This is a genomic window from Flavobacterium sp. ENC (genome assembly GCF_020991415.1).
Taxonomy (GTDB): domain Bacteria; phylum Bacteroidota; class Bacteroidia; order Flavobacteriales; family Flavobacteriaceae; genus Flavobacterium.
Map to the genome: position 1 here is coordinate 506,489 of NZ_JAJMOY010000001.1, position 18,248 is coordinate 524,736.

Annotated in this window: 16 protein-coding genes; 10 read left to right on the top strand and 6 right to left on the bottom strand. The window is 36.4% G+C overall.

Going from position 1 to position 18,248, the window contains the following annotated elements:
* Positions 1-2: 2 nt before the first annotated feature.
* From LPB89_RS02040 to LPB89_RS02050, 3 genes are all read right to left on the bottom strand, one after another.
* Positions 3-1,337, bottom strand: coding sequence for a TolC family protein (locus tag LPB89_RS02040; RefSeq protein WP_230700045.1), 1,335 nt, complete (start codon positions 1,335-1,337; stop codon positions 3-5).
* Positions 1,338-1,347: 10 nt separating this feature from the next.
* A complete protein-coding gene (locus LPB89_RS02045) occupies positions 1,348-1,947 on the bottom strand; it encodes a TetR/AcrR family transcriptional regulator (RefSeq protein ID WP_230700046.1) in 600 nt (199 codons plus the stop codon).
* Between the two features lie 106 nt (positions 1,948-2,053).
* A complete protein-coding gene (locus LPB89_RS02050) occupies positions 2,054-2,575 on the bottom strand; it encodes a YceI family protein (RefSeq protein ID WP_230700047.1) in 522 nt (173 codons plus the stop codon).
* A 266-nt stretch (positions 2,576-2,841) separates the two neighbouring features.
* On the opposite strand from LPB89_RS02050, the gene LPB89_RS02055 reads away from it, so the two are divergent.
* Together LPB89_RS02055 and LPB89_RS02060 are read left to right on the top strand one after the other, a co-directional pair.
* Entirely contained in the window at positions 2,842-3,816 is a 975-nt protein-coding gene (locus LPB89_RS02055) for a polyprenyl synthetase family protein (protein ID WP_230700048.1), read from the top strand.
* 63 nt (positions 3,817-3,879) lie between these two features.
* Positions 3,880-4,236: a hypothetical protein gene (locus LPB89_RS02060; protein ID WP_127338261.1), complete on the top strand. Its 357-nt coding sequence runs from the start codon at positions 3,880-3,882 to the stop codon at positions 4,234-4,236.
* A gap of 186 nt (positions 4,237-4,422) precedes the next feature.
* On the opposite strand, the gene LPB89_RS02065 is transcribed toward LPB89_RS02060, so the two are convergent.
* A complete protein-coding gene (locus tag LPB89_RS02065; RefSeq protein ID WP_230700049.1) occupies positions 4,423-4,980 on the bottom strand; it encodes a hypothetical protein in 558 nt (185 codons plus the stop codon).
* 116 nt (positions 4,981-5,096) lie between these two features.
* Between LPB89_RS02065 and LPB89_RS02070 the strand changes: the two genes are divergently transcribed.
* The 6 genes from LPB89_RS02070 (at position 5,097) to LPB89_RS02095 (ending at position 14,139) form a co-directional block, all read left to right on the top strand.
* Positions 5,097-7,868, top strand: a complete 2,772-nt coding sequence (locus LPB89_RS02070; RefSeq protein ID WP_230700050.1) for a 2-oxoglutarate dehydrogenase E1 component — start codon at positions 5,097-5,099, stop codon at positions 7,866-7,868.
* An 80-nt stretch (positions 7,869-7,948) separates the two neighbouring features.
* On the top strand, positions 7,949-9,193 hold the full coding sequence (odhB, locus tag LPB89_RS02075) for a 2-oxoglutarate dehydrogenase complex dihydrolipoyllysine-residue succinyltransferase (RefSeq protein ID WP_230700051.1): 1,245 nt from the start codon (positions 7,949-7,951) through the stop codon (positions 9,191-9,193).
* A gap of 217 nt (positions 9,194-9,410) precedes the next feature.
* A complete protein-coding gene (locus LPB89_RS02080; RefSeq protein WP_230700052.1) occupies positions 9,411-11,882 on the top strand; it encodes a TonB-dependent receptor in 2,472 nt (823 codons plus the stop codon).
* 65 nt (positions 11,883-11,947) lie between these two features.
* Positions 11,948-12,280, top strand: a complete 333-nt coding sequence (locus tag LPB89_RS02085) for a hypothetical protein (RefSeq protein ID WP_230700053.1) — start codon at positions 11,948-11,950, stop codon at positions 12,278-12,280.
* A 2-nt stretch (positions 12,281-12,282) separates the two neighbouring features.
* Positions 12,283-12,585, top strand: a complete 303-nt coding sequence (locus LPB89_RS02090) for a hypothetical protein (RefSeq protein WP_154340182.1) — start codon at positions 12,283-12,285, stop codon at positions 12,583-12,585.
* A gap of 3 nt (positions 12,586-12,588) precedes the next feature.
* A complete protein-coding gene (locus LPB89_RS02095) occupies positions 12,589-14,139 on the top strand; it encodes a PepSY domain-containing protein (protein ID WP_230700054.1) in 1,551 nt (516 codons plus the stop codon).
* Positions 14,140-14,289: 150 nt separating this feature from the next.
* On the opposite strand, the gene LPB89_RS02100 is transcribed toward LPB89_RS02095, so the two are convergent.
* Both LPB89_RS02100 and LPB89_RS02105 read right to left on the bottom strand, forming a co-directional pair.
* The gene (locus LPB89_RS02100; protein WP_154340180.1) at positions 14,290-14,637 is read right to left on the bottom strand and encodes a toxin-antitoxin system YwqK family antitoxin; all 348 of its coding nucleotides are present in this window, start codon (positions 14,635-14,637) and stop codon (positions 14,290-14,292) included.
* A gap of 210 nt (positions 14,638-14,847) precedes the next feature.
* Positions 14,848-15,843, bottom strand: a complete 996-nt coding sequence (locus LPB89_RS02105) for a TlpA disulfide reductase family protein (protein ID WP_230700055.1) — start codon at positions 15,841-15,843, stop codon at positions 14,848-14,850.
* 158 nt (positions 15,844-16,001) lie between these two features.
* Here LPB89_RS02105 and aspS point away from each other — a divergent pair, with 158 nt between their 5' ends.
* Positions 16,002-17,753 carry an aspartate--tRNA ligase gene (aspS, locus tag LPB89_RS02110; RefSeq protein WP_230700056.1) on the top strand — a complete coding sequence of 584 codons (1,752 nt, stop codon included), beginning with the start codon at positions 16,002-16,004 and terminating at the stop codon, positions 17,751-17,753.
* Positions 17,754-18,048: 295 nt separating this feature from the next.
* The gene (locus LPB89_RS02115) at positions 18,049-18,243 is read left to right on the top strand and encodes a cold-shock protein (RefSeq protein ID WP_007137066.1); all 195 of its coding nucleotides are present in this window, start codon (positions 18,049-18,051) and stop codon (positions 18,241-18,243) included.
* Positions 18,244-18,248 lie beyond the last annotated feature (5 nt).

An 18,248-nucleotide genomic window follows, 5' to 3' on the forward strand; every position in this document is an offset into this window, starting at 1 on the left:
AGTTATTTAATAAGAGTTTTTAGTTCGCCTTTTGATTTGATTAATGCTACCTCTGCGATTTTATAATTCAGGACAGCTCTGGTATAATTGTTTTGTGCTTCCAGTGATGCATTTTCAGAATCTAATAAATCTGTCAATGATGCTAATCCCTGAAGATAATTGTTTTTGGTATTGTCTAAAATTTCTTTAGCCAGTCGCATGTTTTCTTTTTGATTTTCGATCGTTACCAGATTATCGTCAATTTGAGCGATTGCATTTCTGTAATCCAGGTCAAGAGAAAGTTTCGTGTCTTTCATATCTTCCTGAAGGGATCTGATCTGAACATCTGCTTGTCTTACTTTGGCACGGGTTCCGAAGCCTGTGAAGATTGGTACATGTAAGTTTAATCCAATTGCAGAGTAATCTGACCAGTACACCCCGTCTTTTGGTTTTGCAAACCAGGGAAATTCAGGTCCCTGACCAATATAATTGTAACCTGCTGTTAATGAAAGCGTAGGGTAATATCCTGCTTCAACGGCTTTCTTGTTGTACACTAAAAGTTCTTCCTGTTTTTTCAGAAGCAGGTATTCTGTTCTGTTTTCAACATTGGCCTGTTCTGTTAAAGCTGCCGGAATAACTTCAAATTCTTCTTTTGGCATATCGATCTCAGTTTCAATAGGCATTCCCATATAAAACTTCAACGCATTTTCCTGTAAGGTAATCTGATTTTTAATCTGCTGGCGCTCTGTGTCGATATTTGACATCTTAACCACGATACGGTCTAAATCAATTTTTTTGGCTAAACCGTTATCAAACTGTCCTTTTACGATATCACGAACTTTTGTAGTGTTTACGTAATTGCTGTCTAGTAAAACCAGTCTTTCTTTTTGTACAAATACAGCATAGTAGTTGTTTGCTACTCTTTCGATAACCTGTTCTTCTGTTAACTGATTGTTGATCTGATAAAACTCGCGTGTCGATTTTGCTGCTTTTAAACCTGTAAAAACCGACTGATCAAAGATGGCCTGAGTTAAGGAAAGTCCGGCAGTTGAAGTCCATTTTTGACCAAATGCTGCCTGGATTGTGGTTCCCGGTGCGCCAAAACCTGCTCCGTCAATTACTGTTGTCTGAATAACCGGATTGTAGGTTAAGTTTCCGTTTGCAGAAATCTGAGGTAAGGCTCTTGAGCGTACTTCCTGAATTTTATACTCACTGTTTTCAACCTCTAATTTCGATTTCTTAGCATCGGCTTTGTTCTGAAGCGCGTAAGTAAGGGCATCTTTTAAGGTTAATGTTTTAACTTGTGCGCTGACACTTAAGCCAATTGAACACAAAAATATAAGAATTATTCTTTTCATAGATTGATGATTAAATAGTAATTTTTTTAAGTTGTTTTTCTAATTCTATTATTCCTTCGGGCGTTGCCATCGCTCTGGTATGATATTGCAATGCCTCTAATTCTATTTCCTGAGCTTCTCTCTCTGAAACTGTGTTTTCATTAATGTGGAATATCAGTGTGTAATAAAACTTCACATACACATCGATATTTAACTCCGGACGATATAGCTTTTCACGAATTCCCTTTTCAATGTTCTCTCTGAAATATCGTGTACACTGCTCAATTTCATGAGACAATACATTTTGATATATTTCAGGATAATGTTTTTTTAACTGATAAATAGGAGACGTATCGGTATTGTTCTTAAACATGTCCCTGAACATTTCGCGAATTTCAAAATTTTCGTGGATCGCATTATAATTCTTTTCCACTATGGTATCAATGATTTCATGTACCTGTTTATGAACCATCGAAGTGCTTTCTTCAATTAAGACTTCCTTGTTGCAAAAATATTTGTAAATCGTTTTTTTTGAAATACACATTTCACCTGCAATGTCATCCATAGTAACACTTTTGAAACCCAGTTTCAAAAACAAGTCACTCGCTTTTGCTATGATTTTCTCTTTCATTTTAATTTTCAAATTGTATTACAAATATAACCAGGAAACTTTATTTGTCAGAAATAGTTTCCATTAAATCTGTAATAATTTTACATTAATTTGTTCATTGTAAGAATTATATGCAGAACTCTAAATTGGCGATAAGTTTCATATCTTTTCCCAATGCCAGGCCTCCATGGTGATTGAACGAATTATAATCTAAACCAAAATCCTGTCTTTTGATATTACCCGTGATTTCAAAAGCAACTTTCTTTTTGCCATCATAGGAATTGATCCCGATAAACTCGGCATCCAGTTCTACAACCTTCGTCACATCTTTTATCGTCAGATCTCCTTTAAAAAAATTGATGTTATTGTTTACCTTCTGAAAGGAAGTCGATTTAAAACTGATGATTGGATGCTCGTTTACGTTAAACAGGTCGTTCAGTTGCAAATGGGTATCAATTTGCTGAAAGCTGTCATTTTTGTTGTTTATATCTAAAGAAAATTCAACAGAAGCATCTTCAATTTCATTGTCTTCAATATCCACATAACCGTCAAATTTATTTGAAGTTCCTCCCAAATAAGCAATTATCGAATGTCTCATTTTAATTAAAACATCTGACTGACTAGAATCTATGGTCCATGTTGTTTTCATAAATATTTGATTTTACTGAGTTTATAATTAATCAAACCCGCTACGGAAACTTTTTCAGTGTTCTGAGTTTCCAATTAAAAGTGCAAATATAAACAGGAAACTCTAAACACCAAGAAAGTTTCCAAGTTTTTTTTAAAATTTTTTAACATATTACAAATGAGCACGCAAAAAATCAATTTTTAATGCATCATTCCTTTTAAAATTTAGGAACTAATTATTCATATTTGAATTGTATCTTTGAGCCTCGTAAATCAGAATTTCATTTTATGCACGATATTAGTCAGTACCAGGATTTCTTCAATAGTTATTTAAAAAACCAAAGTATTAGTAAAGAGCCCAAAAATCTTTACGAACCTATGGAATACATTTTAGGTCTTGGTGGAAAACGGATGCGCCCTGTACTGACATTGATGGCAGCAGAAGTTTTTGATGCCGATTATAAAAAGGCACTCCCGGCAGCAATGGCTGTGGAAGTTTTTCATAACTTTTCTTTGGTTCATGACGACATTATGGACGATGCGCCGTTGCGAAGAGGAAAAGTAACCGTACATGAAAAGTGGAACATTAATACCGGAATTTTATCCGGCGATGCGATGCTTATTCTGGCCTATCAGTATTTTGAACAATACGAACCGGCTGTTTTCAGGAATCTGGCTAAACTGTTTAGCAAAACGGCCCTTGAAGTTTGTGAAGGCCAGCAATGGGATGTTGATTTTGAGGAAAGAATCGATGTCACCATTCCGGAATACCTGAAAATGATCGAATACAAAACAGCTGTTTTGGTTGCTGCAGCCATGAAAATGGGTGCTATTGTGGCGGAAACTTCTGAAAAAGACGCCGATTTAATTTACGATTTCGGACTTAATTTAGGTTTGGCATTCCAGCTTCAGGATGATTATCTGGATGCCTTCGGAGATCCGGAAACTTTTGGAAAACAGGTTGGCGGTGATATTATAGAAAATAAAAAAACCTATTTATACCTAAAATCATTAGAGTTTTCAACTGCCGACAAAGCGTTGCAATTGCAGAATTTATTTCATTTACAACTGGACGACAATTCGGCTAAAATTGAAACTGCTAAAGCTATTTTTAACGAATCCGGAGCTTCAAAAGCAACACAGGAAGCAATAGAAATGTTTACACTGAAAGCTTTTGAAACACTGGAAAAAATGGCGATTTCTGAAGATAAAAAGAAAATCCTGAAAACCTTTGGAGAAAACCTGATGGGAAGAACGGTTTAATTTTCCGTGCAATTTTAAGATAAAAATCTACAATCATAAATCAGCAACCTAAAATAAAAATCAATGTTTGTAGCCCCAAAAAACGCAGATTCCTTATTAGTTGAAGCCCAGTCCGAAGCTTTATATCTCAAATTGATTGAGCAGATCAACAAAGATTTTAATCTGGCCAATGAAGGAATAGATTTCCCCCTGAGTATTTCGCCAGAGGAGATAAAAATTCAGCTGCACGAAAAAATCTACCGCATGATTCAGTATAAATTTGCCGAATACCTGAATCTTCTTTATATCATTGACGTCTCCGAAAGCGAAATCAAAAAACTCGACGGTTCTGATTTGGTAGTTCTTGCCGAACAGGTTTCTTTTCTGATCTTAAAAAGGGAATGGCAGAAAGTTTGGTTTCGGAATTATTATTCTAAATAAGGTACTGAGATTCTAAGATTCTGAGGTTCTAAGATTGCTCCCACATTCTAAAAAAAGTGCCCTCATAAAAGAACCGGTTTTAAAACAATCATCATTATCTTCAGTATAAATACAGGACCAATTAGTACATTATAAAATTAAAAAAAACTTAGAAACTCAGCATCTCAGAACCTTAGCACCTCTAAATCAAAAATAAACCCTCACAAAAGGCATAAATGCCGATCCGTACAGACTTCTGTCATCATCAAACAAAACATCATAACGGGCGCCAATCGTCACGCTTCCGGTTCGGTAACCTGCTCCCAGGTACAGGGCAGTATTCCAGTAATTATCAGAAAATGCAGGCCTGAAACTATTCGATTCGTAATCTGTATTAACACGCACCTGTTCTAATTCGGCAGACAGCTGGATCTCGGGAATCGGATTCACCAATCCAACGATGCTTCCGCCGTAAACAAAAGAATTATAGTAGTTTTTGGAAGACAGATAGCCAAATTGCAAGCCAACACCGACAGCTACAATTTCATTAATATTATAAATAGCACTGGGCATGACAGAAATATCAGTATAGCCCGAACCAATCCCTAAACCAAGACCACCGCCAAACTGAACCTTGTCCCAAAAACGGCTGCTACTATCTATAACATAGTTTTGTTGTGTCTGACTAACAGCAAGATTTGAAAACAAGACCATCAAAATCACAAAAAGTGATTTGAAAACGTTTGAAAAATGATTATCCCTCATGGTTAATTCTATTTTTAACAAATTTTTACGTAAAAGTACGTAAAAAAAGGATTTAAATAAATGCGATTGTTGTACTTTTGCCATTCTATTTAACAAAAAGTATATTCACTAATATTATGGATAGGTTTTCATTTTTAAATGCAGCGCATACAGAGTTTTTCGCACAATTATACGATCAATATTTAGTAAATCCGGATAGCGTTGAGCCAAGCTGGAGAAGCTTTTTTCAGGGTTTTGACTTTGGAATGACAACTTATAATGACGAAAATCCTGTTCAGCAAATCGTTGAATTTGCCTCGAACAACACAGATTACAGTCAGGTTTCTGAAAAGTTACAAAAAGAATTTAATGTTTTAAAATTGATTGACGGATACCGCACCCGTGGTCATTTGTTTACCAAAACAAACCCGGTTCGCGACCGTAGAATTTCCTCTCCTAATCTGGATATTGAAAACTTTGGTTTATCAAATGCTGATTTATCAACCGTTTTTGATGCTGCCAAAGTTATCGGAGTAGCACCATGTTCTTTGCAAGACATTATCACCCGTCTTCAGACAATTTACTGCCAGCATATTGGTATTGAATACATGTACATTCGTAACCCTGGTGTTGTAAAATGGATTCAGGATAAATTAGCTGTAAATGTGAATCAGCCTAATTTTTCAGGTGACGAAAAGAAAATCATCCTTGAAAAATTAAACGAGGCTGTTTCTTTCGAAAACTTTTTGCATACCAAATATGTAGGCCAGAAAAGATTTTCATTAGAAGGTGGAGAAACTATTATCCCGGCTCTTGATGCTCTGATCGAAAAAGCTGCCGAAAAAGGTGTTGAACAATTTGTAATGGGAATGGCACACCGTGGCCGTCTGAACGTTTTAGCCAACATCTTCGGTAAATCTACCCAGGATATCTTTGGTGAATTTGACGGTAAAGATTACGACCAGGAATATTTTGATGGTGACGTAAAATACCACTTAGGACTTACTGCTGACAAGAAAACCAGAACGGGAAAAAACATCAATATCAATTTAGCACCAAACCCATCTCACTTAGAAACAGTTGGGGCCGTTATTGAAGGTATTACCCGTGCAAAACAAGATAAATATTACGCTGATGATTTCTCAAAAGTATTACCTATTGCCGTTCACGGTGATGCTGCAATCGCAGGTCAGGGTATATTATATGAGATTATCCAAATGGCACAGCTTGACGGATACAAAACCGGAGGAACAATTCATATCGTCATCAACAATCAGGTTGGATTTACGACCAATTATTTAGATGCCCGTTCGTCTACTTATTGTACCGATGTTGCCAAAGTAACTCTTTCACCGGTATTACACGTAAATGCTGATGATGCTGAAGCGGTTGTACACGCAGTTTCATTTGCATTAGATTACAGAATGGAATTTGGCCGCGACGTATTTATTGACTTATTAGGATACAGAAAATACGGTCATAACGAAGGTGATGAACCTCGTTTTACACAACCGGTTTTATATAAAATCATCGCAAAACATAAGAACCCAAGAGACATTTATGCAGAGAAATTATTGTCTGATGGTGTAATTGACGCTACTTATGTAAATGCTCTGGAAAAAGAATACAAATCGAATATGGAGGAGAATTTAGAAGCTTCCCGTAAAAAAGATTTGACTATCATCACACCATTCATGAAAAACGAATGGGAAGGATTTGTTCAGGTAACTGATACGCAAATGCTTCAAAAAGTGGACACTACTTTTGATAAAGATGGCTTGGATTCTATCATCAATACAATCTCAACATTACCGTCAGATAAGAAGTTCATCAACAAAATAACTAAAATTGTTACGGACAGAAAAGCAGGATACGACAATAACACTATCGACTGGGGAACTGCCGAAGCACTGGCTTACGGTTCACTTTTGACGGAAGGATTTGATATCCGTATTTCAGGTCAGGACGTAGAGCGTGGTACCTTCTCTCACCGTCATGCTGTAGTTAAAGTAGAAGATTCTGAAGAAGAAGTAATTTTACTGGATGCTATCGAAAACAAAAAAGGAAAATTCGGCGTATTCAATTCCCTTTTATCGGAGTACGGAGTTCTTGGTTTTGATTACGGTTACGCTTTGGCCAATCCAAAAGCACTGACCATCTGGGAAGCACAATTTGGAGATTTCTCTAACGGAGCCCAAATTATGATTGACCAGTACATTTCATGTGGTGAAGATAAATGGAACAACCAAAACGGTATCGTTTTATTATTGCCTCACGGTTATGAAGGCCAGGGAGCAGAACACTCTTCTGCCAGAATGGAACGTTACTTACAGCTTTGTGCAAGACAAAATATGTATGTGGCAGACTGTACAACGCCAGCCAACTTCTTCCACTTGTTAAGAAGACAAATGAAAACGAATTTCCGTAAACCATTGGTCGTTTTCTCTCCAAAAAGTTTATTGCGTGATCCAAGATGCGTTTCAACAGTAGAAGAATTAGCAAAAGGAAGTTTCCAGGAAACAATTGACGACAATACAGTAGATAAAAAAGCGGTAAAAACTTTAGTTTTTGTTACAGGTAAATTCTACTACGACATTGTTGCCGAAAGAGAAAACAACGGAAGAACTGACGTTGCAGTGGTTCGTATCGAGCAATTATTCCCATTGCCGGTAGAACAGTTAAAAGCAATTATTGCACAATATCCTAATGCTGACGATTATGTATGGGCACAGGAAGAACCTAAAAACATGGGAGCTTACAGCTTTATGTTAATGAATTTTGATCTTGTAAAATGGAGATTAGCTTCATTAAAAGCTTACGCTGCCCCGGCATCTGGAAGTTATACAAGAGCAAAACGCCGTCATGCAGATGCGATCAGAATGGTATTTGATAAAAACTTATTTAGATAAAAAAAATGTTTCAAGTTTAAAGTTTCAGGTTTAATCCTAACATGAAACTTTAAACAATTAAAACTTTAAACAAAAACAAGATGATTTTAGAAATGAAAGTCCCATCACCAGGGGAATCAATAAAAGAAGTTGAAATTGCAACTTGGTTAGTAAAAGACGGAGATTATGTAGAAAAAGATCAGGCTATTGCCGAAGTTGATTCCGACAAAGCAACTCTTGAATTACCGGCTGAAATGAGCGGAATTATTACGCTAAAAGCAGAAGAAGGTGATGCAGTTGCGGTAGGAGCTGTAGTTTGTTTAATTGATACTGATGGTGTAAAACCTGCAGGAGATGCTCCGGCAGCACCGGCAGCGGAAGCTCCAAAAGCAGAGGCTCCGAAAGCTGAAGTAAAAGCAGAGGCTCCAAAAGCGGCTCCTGTTGAGGCTCCGGCAGCCACAAGTTACGCAACCGGAACTCCATCTCCGGCAGCAAGAAAAATATTAGACGAAAAAAACATAGCACCGGCAACCATTTCAGGAACTGGTAAAGGCGGAAGAATCACCAAAGATGATGCTGTAAATGCAGTACCTTCGATGGGAACTCCAACCGGAGGAAGCCGTGGAAGCGAGCGTACCAAATTATCCATGTTGCGTCGTAAAGTAGCCGAGCGTTTAGTGGCTGCTAAAAACGAAACAGCCATGTTAACGACTTTCAATGAAGTTAACATGACACCAATCAACCAGATTCGTAATGAATATAAAGATGCTTTCAAAGCAAAACATGGTGGTCTTGGTTTAGGCTTTATGTCTTTCTTTACAAAAGCAGTGACAAGAGCGTTACAATTATATCCTGATGTGAACTCAATGATGGATGGTGATTATAAAATTGCTTACGATTTTGCTGATATCTCAATCGCAGTTTCAGGACCAAAAGGATTAATGGTTCCTGTGGTTCGTAATGCTGAATTGTTAACTTTCCGTGGAATTGAAGCTGAAATTAAAAGATTAGCCCTTAGAGCACGTGACGGTCAGATTACTGTTGACGATATGACCGGAGGAACTTTTACAATTACGAATGGTGGTGTTTTTGGAAGTATGTTGAGTACGCCAATTATCAACCCTCCTCAGTCAGGGATCTTAGGAATGCACAATATTATTGAGCGTCCGATTGCTGTAAATGGTAAAGTAGAAATTCACCCAATGATGTACGTTGCCCTTTCTTATGACCACAGAATTATCGACGGACGTGAGTCAGTTGGTTTCCTTGTTGCCGTAAAAGAAGCATTAGAAAACCCGGTAGAATTATTAATGAATGGCGATGCTAAACGTGCTTTAGAATTGTAGTCATACTAATTTTCAATACTAAAAAAAACCTGTTCATTTATTTGAACAGGTTTTTTTATTCTTAATATTGCCTTAAATCTTGCTTAAGATGTTAATTTTTTGAATAAACGTAAATTTTACCCTTTAAAAAATATTTTATTTAGAATAAATAAGAATAGCTTGTTTAGTAAATATTCAACCACTAAATTTGCGCTATTAAAATCAATTCTAAATAAAAATGAAATCTAAATTTACAATATTGCTTTTGAGTTTCTGTTTTATTTTGTTAGCAGGCAATACGGCCTGGTCTCAGGAAAAAGCAACGATAAAAGGTCAGATCACCTTAAAAAACAATGAGTCACCGGAAAATATCTCTGTTGTTTTAAAAGGAACAAAATCAGGAACGACTACCGATGAGGAAGGGAATTACACTTTAAAAAACATCAAACCCGGAACCTATACTTTAAAAGTTTCTTCAGTGGGATACATCACACAGGAAAAATCAATTGTACTTAAAGAAGGAGATAACCTGATTCAAAATTTCACTGTCGCTACAAATTCAGAAGACTTAACAGAAGTAGTTGTAAATGGCGGTAAAAAAAATCATTTTGCCCGTAAAGACACCAAACAGGTTTCAAGATTACCTCTTAAAAATCTTGAAAATCCACAATCATACACGACTATAACAGGAGAATTATTAAAAGAACAGGTAGTAACCAATTTTGATGATGCTTTAAAAAATGCGTCCGGTATTACACCACTTTGGGCCGCAACAGGACGTGCCGGAGACGGAGCAGCTTATTATTCCCTTAGAGGATTTCCGGTTCAGCCTACAATGGTAAATGGTTTGCCGGGTTTAACCAACGGAAGTCTTGATCCCGCAAATATCGACAGGATCGAAATCATCAGAGGTCCATCGGGAACTTTGTTCGGAAGCAGCTTAATCTCTTATGGAGGTTTAATCAATACCACTACAAAAAGACCTTACAAAACTTTTGGAGGAGAAATCAATTATACTGGTGGAAGCTACGGTTTAAATCGTGTAACAGTTGATATCAACACTCCGTTAAATGATAAAAAAACACTTAATTTCAGAATAAATTCAGCATACCACAAACAAGAAAGTTTTCAGGATGCCGGATTCAGAGAATCCTTTTTTGTAGCACCTTCATTATCTTATGAGGTAAACGACAGATTATCATTCTTAGTGAATACTGAGTTTATGAGCAATGAATCAACCAACCCAACAATGTTGTTTTTAGACAGAGGTGCCCCGTTAAGAGTTCATAATATTAATGAATTAAAATACGATAACGAACGTTCTTACACCAGTAATGAACTTACGATGAAAACCCCTTCTTATAACATCCAGGCTCAGATGAATTATAAGCTTTCAGATCAATGGACCTCACAGACTATATTTTCTAACAGTTCCGCAAGATCAAAAGGAAACTATACTTATTTGTACGAAGGCACAAGCAGTTTCCCAATTACGAATGGTATTGTTTTGGCCCGATTTTTTACAGATCAGGACAATCAAAACATAACTACCGATATTCAGCAGAATTTTAACGGTGATTTTAAAATTGGAAGTTTAAGAAACAGAATCGTTGTTGGTTTTGATTACTTTAAAAGAACGGCAACTGATCGCAGTACAGGATATTTTGGAAATGGATATATCTATATCGGGGATGATTTAGCCTCTTTCAATGCTATTCCGGGTATCGGACCAAGTAATGGTGATACAGGAAATTTGACAAAAGCCGGATCTGATGCAATTATTGGAAACAGCCCCAGAAACGATAATAAAACGAAACAAGAAACGTATAGTGCTTACGTTTCTGATGTAATCAACTTTACTCCGGCATTATCCGCTATGTTAAGTTTACGTGCCGACCGCTTTATGAATGCTAAAAATGACGGATACAATCAAACAGGTTTTTCACCAAAATTTGGATTAGTATACCAGCCTATTTTGGATAAAGTTTCGATTTTCGCCAATTACATGAACGGGTTTGTTAACGTTGCTCCAGGTCAAAATCGTCAGGCCACGATTGTAACACCTTTGACTTTTAATCCTGAACATGCAGATCAGTTTGAAGTTGGGACAAAACTGAATCTTTTTAAAGATAAGCTTTACGCTACTTTTAGCTACTATGATATTAAAGTTACTGATCAGGTTTATGTAGTAGAAACACCATATGTAGATCCTGCCGATCCAACAAAAGAACAACCAAATAATCAGACTACCTACCAGGATGGAGCGCAGAAAAACAAAGGTTTTGAAGCAGAATTTATTGCAAATCCAATTAACGGTTTAAACATTGTTTTGGGATATAGTTATAATGACGCCGTTTTAACGAAAGGTGACGCTGACTTTGTAAACCACAGGTCTGAAAACGCAGGACCAAGAAACCTGGCAAACCTTTGGGCGAGCTACAAAATTACAAATGGTTTCTTAAGAGGTTTTGGTGTAGGTTTTGGAGGAAATTATGTTGGTGATAACATGATTATGAACAGAAAGGTAGCAGGAACATTTACAATTCCTGAATACACCGTTCTTAACTCTTCTTTATTTTACAGTGCTGATAAATTCGGAGTAACACTAAAGCTTAACAATATTGCCAATAAAGAAATATATGATGGATGGTCAACAGTTCATCCTAAGGATCCAAGGAATTTTGCTGCTAGCTTTACTTACAAATTTTAATAACAAAACAAACATAAAACATCTTTCCTTTTAAACGGAAAGGTGTTTTATAAATTTATAAAATCATGATAACAATAGCCAGCCTTTTCGTTTTTATCTCTTTTTATATGTTTTATTATACGTCCAGAAAAGCCGTACTCTCTTATGATTATGGTTTTGAAAAATGGCTGAATAATAACCCCGGACCAACCAAAATTTCAGGATTGGTTATACTTCTTTTGGCTTATTCATTATTGCTGTTTGCCAAAGCTTTAGGAACCGGAACTTTATTGTTTTTTATTCAGTTAATGACAATCGGAAGTTTAATTGTTATCTTATCCCCGCTTAAAGTAATAAACAGTAAAGCTGTGGCAGTACTTTTTATCCTTAGCGGATTAATAGAAATCTATTACTATTAAATATGCCAGCAAATCCTAAATACCTGACGCAATCAAAATGGCAGCGTTTTGCCAAAATAACAGCTGCTATACTTGGCGGCTATTTCGTTTCTGTGAGTTTTCATCTGGCGCTGGCGTCCTGGTTTAATCGTGTAAATATAATTATGACTATGGCTTTTACAGGATTTATTCTATGGGTGGCCTTAATGGTTATCGCCTTTTTAGCAAAAAGCGGATTAAAAATATGGGGAATCTATCTGTTACTTACCTTGATTTTTTGTGGCATTATCTATCTTGGCCAAACCTATAATCCAATTACCAAATAATATATGAACAACAGAAACTATAATATCTATTTTCATACGCATACCGTAAGCGGAATTGTGATAAGCGTGGTCTTGTTTATTATTTTCTTTGCCGGATCTTTTTCTTTTTTCAGAGACGAAATCATCAATTGGGAACGCGGCGAGTCTGTTACACTGACCAAAGAAATTCAGCTGAACTACGATGCCACCTTAACGGCTTTAGATAAAAAATATAATTTAACGGGAAGAACAATTTCTATTTCAAAGGCCAGTAACGAAAGACGTGTAAATGTTTACATGGAAGGGACCAAAGATACTTTGGCGCCTGCCAAACAAAAAGAAAGCCAGTTCTTTTATTTAGATACCGAAAATTTAAAAACACAAACCTACGAAGAATCGTATTCCTTGGGTGAATTCCTGTACAGACTTCATTTCCTGGCACAGGTTCCTTACCCGGTTGGTTATTATCTTTCCGGTTTTGTGGCTTTATTTTTTCTGTTTGCTATCGTAACCGGAGTGCTGCTGCACTGGAACAAAATTGTTTCTAATTTTTATACATTCAGGCCAAAAGAAAAACTGAAAACCTTGTGGACCGATTCGCATACTGCTTTAGGTATGATTGGCTTGCCTTTTCAATTTGTTTATGCGGTAACGGGAGCTTTTTTCATGATTAAGCTTCTTATCGTGGCACCAAGTGTGATGGCTCTATACAAAGGAGACCAGAACAAATTATACGATGATTTAGAATACAATAACCCTGTCTATAATTTTGAAAACAAAAAATTAGCCAATCCTTTTAGCATAAATGAATTTGTCGCTAAAGGCAAAAGCAATTGGAGAGATTTTGAAATCAACAGTGTCCAGATCCAGAATTACGGGGATGCCAACATGCATGTTATCGTTGAAGGGGAACTGCCATACGACAAAAAATTTACAGCCGTTGGGAAAATAATCTATAAAGTGGCTGATGGAAAAGTGATCGCCAAAAAAGATCCCGTCACCGGCAATAAATATCTGGATGTAGTAAAAAATGTATTATACCGCATTCACTTTGGAGATTATGGCGGATATGCTCTTAAAATCATCAGTTTTGTACTTGGCATTATTACCTGCTACGTAATTATATCCGGAGTTATGATCTGGCTGGTTGCGAGAGACAAGAAAAACCTGCCGGAGAAAAAACGTCGTTTTAACAACTCCGTGGTACGTATTTATTTAGCTGTTTGCCTGAGTATGTATCCGGTTACAGCATTGGCTTTTATTGCGAACAAGGCTTTTTATCCGCTTAGCCAGGAGAACATATACAGTGTTTATTTTATCAGCTGGCTGGTATTAATTGTATTTTTCTTATTGAAAAGAGATCTAAATTTCACCAATAAATGGTGTTTGATTTCAGGAAGTATTCTGGGGTTTATAGTTCCGATTGCCAATGGTATTTGTTCCGGGAATTGGTTCTGGAAAACTTTTGCAGCCGATCAGACACAGATTTTCTTTATTGACATTTTCTGGATTGTACTCGCTTCACTTACTTTATTTGTATCTTTCAAATTAAAAAAAGTAAAAGCAGATCGTTAAGAAACATTTTAAAAACAAATGGCCCGGATTAATTTCCGGGCCATTTGTTTCTAATACTAATAGTAAGGCTGTATATTTTGTTTTCTGAATGAAATAAGGACATAAAAAAACCGCTAATTAAAGCGGTTTTTTTATGTCTTTGAAATTATATTAATTTCTATTTGCTAAAGCATTTTTTTGTAAATTTTTAACTGAACTTACTGTACTGTTTTCGTAAGCAACTTCACTAAGGCTGTTTTCATTAAAGAAAATCCATTTTCCGGTTTTCAGTCCGTTTGTGTATTCCCCTACAGCAACTTTATTTCCTTTTTCATCATATGATACCCAAACGCCATCTAATTTACCATCCTTAAAGAAGCCTTCTTGCTGTACTTTACCATTATCATAGTAATAAGTAGCTTTTACTGTATTTCCAACAGCTTCTAATTCCGGTTTTTTCTCTTGTGCAACTAAAATTCCAGAGAACAATATTGCAACTAAAATTACACACTTTTTCATATCTTGTAGGTTTTAATGTTATCAAATCTTTACCAAATATAATCAAATGTTTACATTAAAAAAACTTTTACTTAACAATTTGGTAACATTGGATAAAAACTTAACATTGGAAATCAGAACGATACAAAAAAACCAGTGCTCAGGCACTGGTTTTACTGGTATTTTAGCGAAATAACATATTTACGATAACGTTGTAAATTTGATCATAAATTACTTTAATAACGAGTCTAACTGCGTTTGAAGCTCTGGAGAAGAGGGTCTGGCAGCATCAGCACTCACCACATTCCCCTGCGGATCGATCAAAATAAACCTTGGAATTCCTGTTACCTCATAACTGGTTACAAAAGCAGATTTCCAGTCGCTGTCAGAAAATAACTGAATTCCTCCCAGTTGTTTATCGGTTACGAATTTTTTCCATTTTTCGTGGTCTTTTAGTACATCAACAGAAATACTCACAAACTCGATATTTTTCCCGTGATATTTTTCTTCCACTTTTTGCAGGAATGGAATCTCAGCTCTGCAGGGTCCACACCAGGTTGCCCAAAGATCAATATACACATACTTCCCTTTTAGTTCTGAAAGCTTCGTTTTTCCGCCCTTGTGGTTTTCATAGTCGAATTCTGCTGAAGGTTTCCCAACAAATCCCTTCATCTTAGCGGCACTTTCATACATCTGCACAGCGTACTGATTAAACTGCTCGAACGATTTTTTTAAATTTGTTTTAAATTCAGCATCAAAATCACCTTTCTCAATATTTTCCAGGTCAGATTTTGTCTTTCCTTCTAATAGGGATTTAAATTCAACTGCTTCTTTAGCGAACGCTTCATTTTGAAATTTTTCATCTTTTAAGGCCTGCTGCGCTAAAAAATTACTTTCGTTTGTTCCTTTTCCTTTATATACAATCGTTTCATCAAATTCCTTTGCATTCATCGTAAGGTTTACGTCAGCACCCGGTTTCAGAAATAAAGTAGAAGATTCTACTCCGTCAGAAAACCGATAAAATCCTTTCGGAGCTTCAAAAGTAGCAGCAAAAACTTCTTTTTTATCAATCGGAATAACTTGTTTGAAATTATTAGCACCTTTAATAACTAAAGTATCACTGTTTCTGTTCGTAATTTTAGCCGTAAATTTGATTGGATTTTTGACTTGCCCAATACCATTGAGGGCACTGAAAATCAACAAACCAGCAACAAAAATTTTTCTCATATCTTATATTGTTTTGTTTATAGTGACTCAAAACTAAATAAATTCTGTCTTCAAAATTTAAGAATTAACAAAATATTTCATTTTAACAACATCTAGTTGCCCACTTTTCTATATTAATTTGAATTTTGTGTTTACTTTTGCAGTCTAAAATTGAGATCATGTATAGAAGTCATAATTGCGGCGAGTTAAACGCTTCAAATATTAATACCGAAGTTACACTAGCGGGTTGGGTTCAAAAATCACGCGATAAAGGATTTATGAACTGGGTTGATTTACGCGACCGTTACGGAATCACACAACTTATTTTCGACGAGAGCCGTTCTGATAAAACTGTTTTCGAACTGGCAAAAACTCTTGGAAGAGAATTTGTAATTCAGGTAAAAGGAACCGTTATTGAGCGTGAAGCCAAAAACAAAAACATTCCGACCGGTGATATTGAAATTTTAGTTTCTGAATTAACTATTTTGAATGCGGCGTTAACGCCTCCGTTTACAATTGAAGACGAAACAGATGGCGGGGAAGATATCAGAATGAAATACCGTTACCTGGATATTCGTCGTAATCCTGTAAAAAACAGTTTGCTTTTCCGTCACAAAGTGGCAATGGAAGTTCGCAAATATTTATCGGATCTGGATTTCTGTGAAGTGGAGACTCCATATTTGATCAAATCAACTCCGGAAGGCGCGAGGGATTTCGTTGTACCAAGCCGTATGAACGAAGGACAGTTTTATGCGCTGCCACAATCACCGCAAACTTTCAAACAGTTATTGATGGTGGGCGGAATGGATAAATATTTCCAGATCGTAAAATGTTTCCGTGATGAAGATTTACGTGCAGACCGTCAGCCTGAATTTACACAAATTGACTGCGAAATGGCATTTGTGGAGCAGGAAGACATCCTGAATGTTTTTGAAGGACTGACAAGACACTTACTAAAAGAAATTAAAGGTATTGAAGTAGAGAAATTCCCGAGAATTACCTACGATTACGCCATGAAAACATATGGAAATGACAAACCGGACATCCGTTTCGGAATGGAATTCGGAGAACTGAACGAATTTGCTCAACACAAGGAGTTCCCGGTATTTAATGCTGCGGAATTAGTAGTGGGTATTGCCGTTCCGGGCGCAGGAAATTACACCCGTAAAGAAATTGACGGACTGATTGACTGGGTAAAACGTCCGCAGGTAGGTGCATCCGGAATGGTATATTCCAAATGTAACGACGACGGAACTTACAAATCGTCTGTAGATAAATTTTACGATCAGGAAGATTTAGCACAGTGGGCAAAAATTACAGGTGCAAAACCCGGGGACATGATTTTTGTGCTTTCCGGCCCTGCTGATAAAACACGTGCACAGCTTTCGGCACTTCGTATGGAACTGGCAACCCGCTTAGGATTGCGTAAACCGGAAGAATTCGCTCCGCTATGGGTAGTTGATTTCCCGTTATTAGAACTTGACGAAGAAAGCGGCCGTTACCACGCCATGCACCACCCGTTTACCTCTCCTAAGCCGGAAGACATGCATTTACTGGAAACACAACCGGGAAAAGTACGTGCCAATGCTTACGATATGGTCTTAAACGGAAATGAAATTGGAGGAGGATCTATTCGTATTCACGACAAAGCAACACAACAGCTGATGTTCAAATACTTAGGATTTACCGAAGACGAAGCAAAAGCACAATTTGGATTTTTGATGGATGCTTTTCAATTTGGAGCGCCGCCTCACGGGGGATTAGCTTTTGGTTTAGACCGTTTGGTTGCTATTTTGGGAGGTCAGGAAACGATCAGGGATTTTATTGCGTTCCCGAAAAACAATTCAGGACGTGATGTTATGATTGATGCTCCTGCTAAAATTGATGATTCCCAATTAAAAGAATTACACATTAAAGTAGATTTGGTATAATTCAGTCAGAATCGAAAAAAATCACGGAACTGAAAAAAAAATTAAAAGGCAAAAATAAAGGTTGATTTACGACAATCAAAATCATAATTCAACCTTCAATAAAGTCAAAAAGTTCTTACTTTTTAACATATCTTTAATGATTGCCATTTTAAACTATGTCATATCAAAAGAGAAGCAAAATAAATAGTAAAAACACTGTAAATCAATAATTTTTACAAAAAATTAACACCTTATTGTCTTTTGTATGAATTTATATATTACATTTGCTTCATTATAAATTATTATTACAATTACAATGCGTACAGGTACAGTAAAATTTTTCAATGAATCTAAAGGTTATGGATTCATTACAGACGAAGAAACAGGAAAAGATATCTTCGTTCACGCTTCAGGAATTAACGCGGAAGAATTACGCGAAGGAGACCGTGTAAGCTATGAAGAAGAAGAAGGAAGAAAAGGGAAAGTTGCTGCTAAAGTAGCAGTAATCTAAGAAAA

What these genes read in the sequence shown, in the direction of transcription:
- LPB89_RS02040 (WP_230700045.1), bottom strand. Translation starts at nt 1,337, where the DNA reads ATGAAAAGAATAATTCTTATATTTTTGTGTTCAATTGGCTTAAGTGTC.
- LPB89_RS02045 (WP_230700046.1), bottom strand. Translation starts at nt 1,947, where the DNA reads ATGAAAGAGAAAATCATAGCAAAAGCGAGTGACTTGTTTTTGAAACTG.
- LPB89_RS02050 (WP_230700047.1), bottom strand. Translation starts at nt 2,575, where the DNA reads ATGAAAACAACATGGACCATAGATTCTAGTCAGTCAGATGTTTTAATT.
- LPB89_RS02055 (WP_230700048.1), top strand. Translation starts at nt 2,842, where the DNA reads ATGCACGATATTAGTCAGTACCAGGATTTCTTCAATAGTTATTTAAAA.
- LPB89_RS02060 (WP_127338261.1), top strand. Translation starts at nt 3,880, where the DNA reads ATGTTTGTAGCCCCAAAAAACGCAGATTCCTTATTAGTTGAAGCCCAG.
- LPB89_RS02065 (WP_230700049.1), bottom strand. Translation starts at nt 4,980, where the DNA reads ATGAGGGATAATCATTTTTCAAACGTTTTCAAATCACTTTTTGTGATT.
- LPB89_RS02070 (WP_230700050.1), top strand. Translation starts at nt 5,097, where the DNA reads ATGGATAGGTTTTCATTTTTAAATGCAGCGCATACAGAGTTTTTCGCA.
- odhB (WP_230700051.1), top strand. Translation starts at nt 7,949, where the DNA reads ATGATTTTAGAAATGAAAGTCCCATCACCAGGGGAATCAATAAAAGAA.
- LPB89_RS02080 (WP_230700052.1), top strand. Translation starts at nt 9,411, where the DNA reads ATGAAATCTAAATTTACAATATTGCTTTTGAGTTTCTGTTTTATTTTG.
- LPB89_RS02085 (WP_230700053.1), top strand. Translation starts at nt 11,948, where the DNA reads ATGATAACAATAGCCAGCCTTTTCGTTTTTATCTCTTTTTATATGTTT.
- LPB89_RS02090 (WP_154340182.1), top strand. Translation starts at nt 12,283, where the DNA reads ATGCCAGCAAATCCTAAATACCTGACGCAATCAAAATGGCAGCGTTTT.
- LPB89_RS02095 (WP_230700054.1), top strand. Translation starts at nt 12,589, where the DNA reads ATGAACAACAGAAACTATAATATCTATTTTCATACGCATACCGTAAGC.
- LPB89_RS02100 (WP_154340180.1), bottom strand. Translation starts at nt 14,637, where the DNA reads ATGAAAAAGTGTGTAATTTTAGTTGCAATATTGTTCTCTGGAATTTTA.
- LPB89_RS02105 (WP_230700055.1), bottom strand. Translation starts at nt 15,843, where the DNA reads ATGAGAAAAATTTTTGTTGCTGGTTTGTTGATTTTCAGTGCCCTCAAT.
- aspS (WP_230700056.1), top strand. Translation starts at nt 16,002, where the DNA reads ATGTATAGAAGTCATAATTGCGGCGAGTTAAACGCTTCAAATATTAAT.
- LPB89_RS02115 (WP_007137066.1), top strand. Translation starts at nt 18,049, where the DNA reads ATGCGTACAGGTACAGTAAAATTTTTCAATGAATCTAAAGGTTATGGA.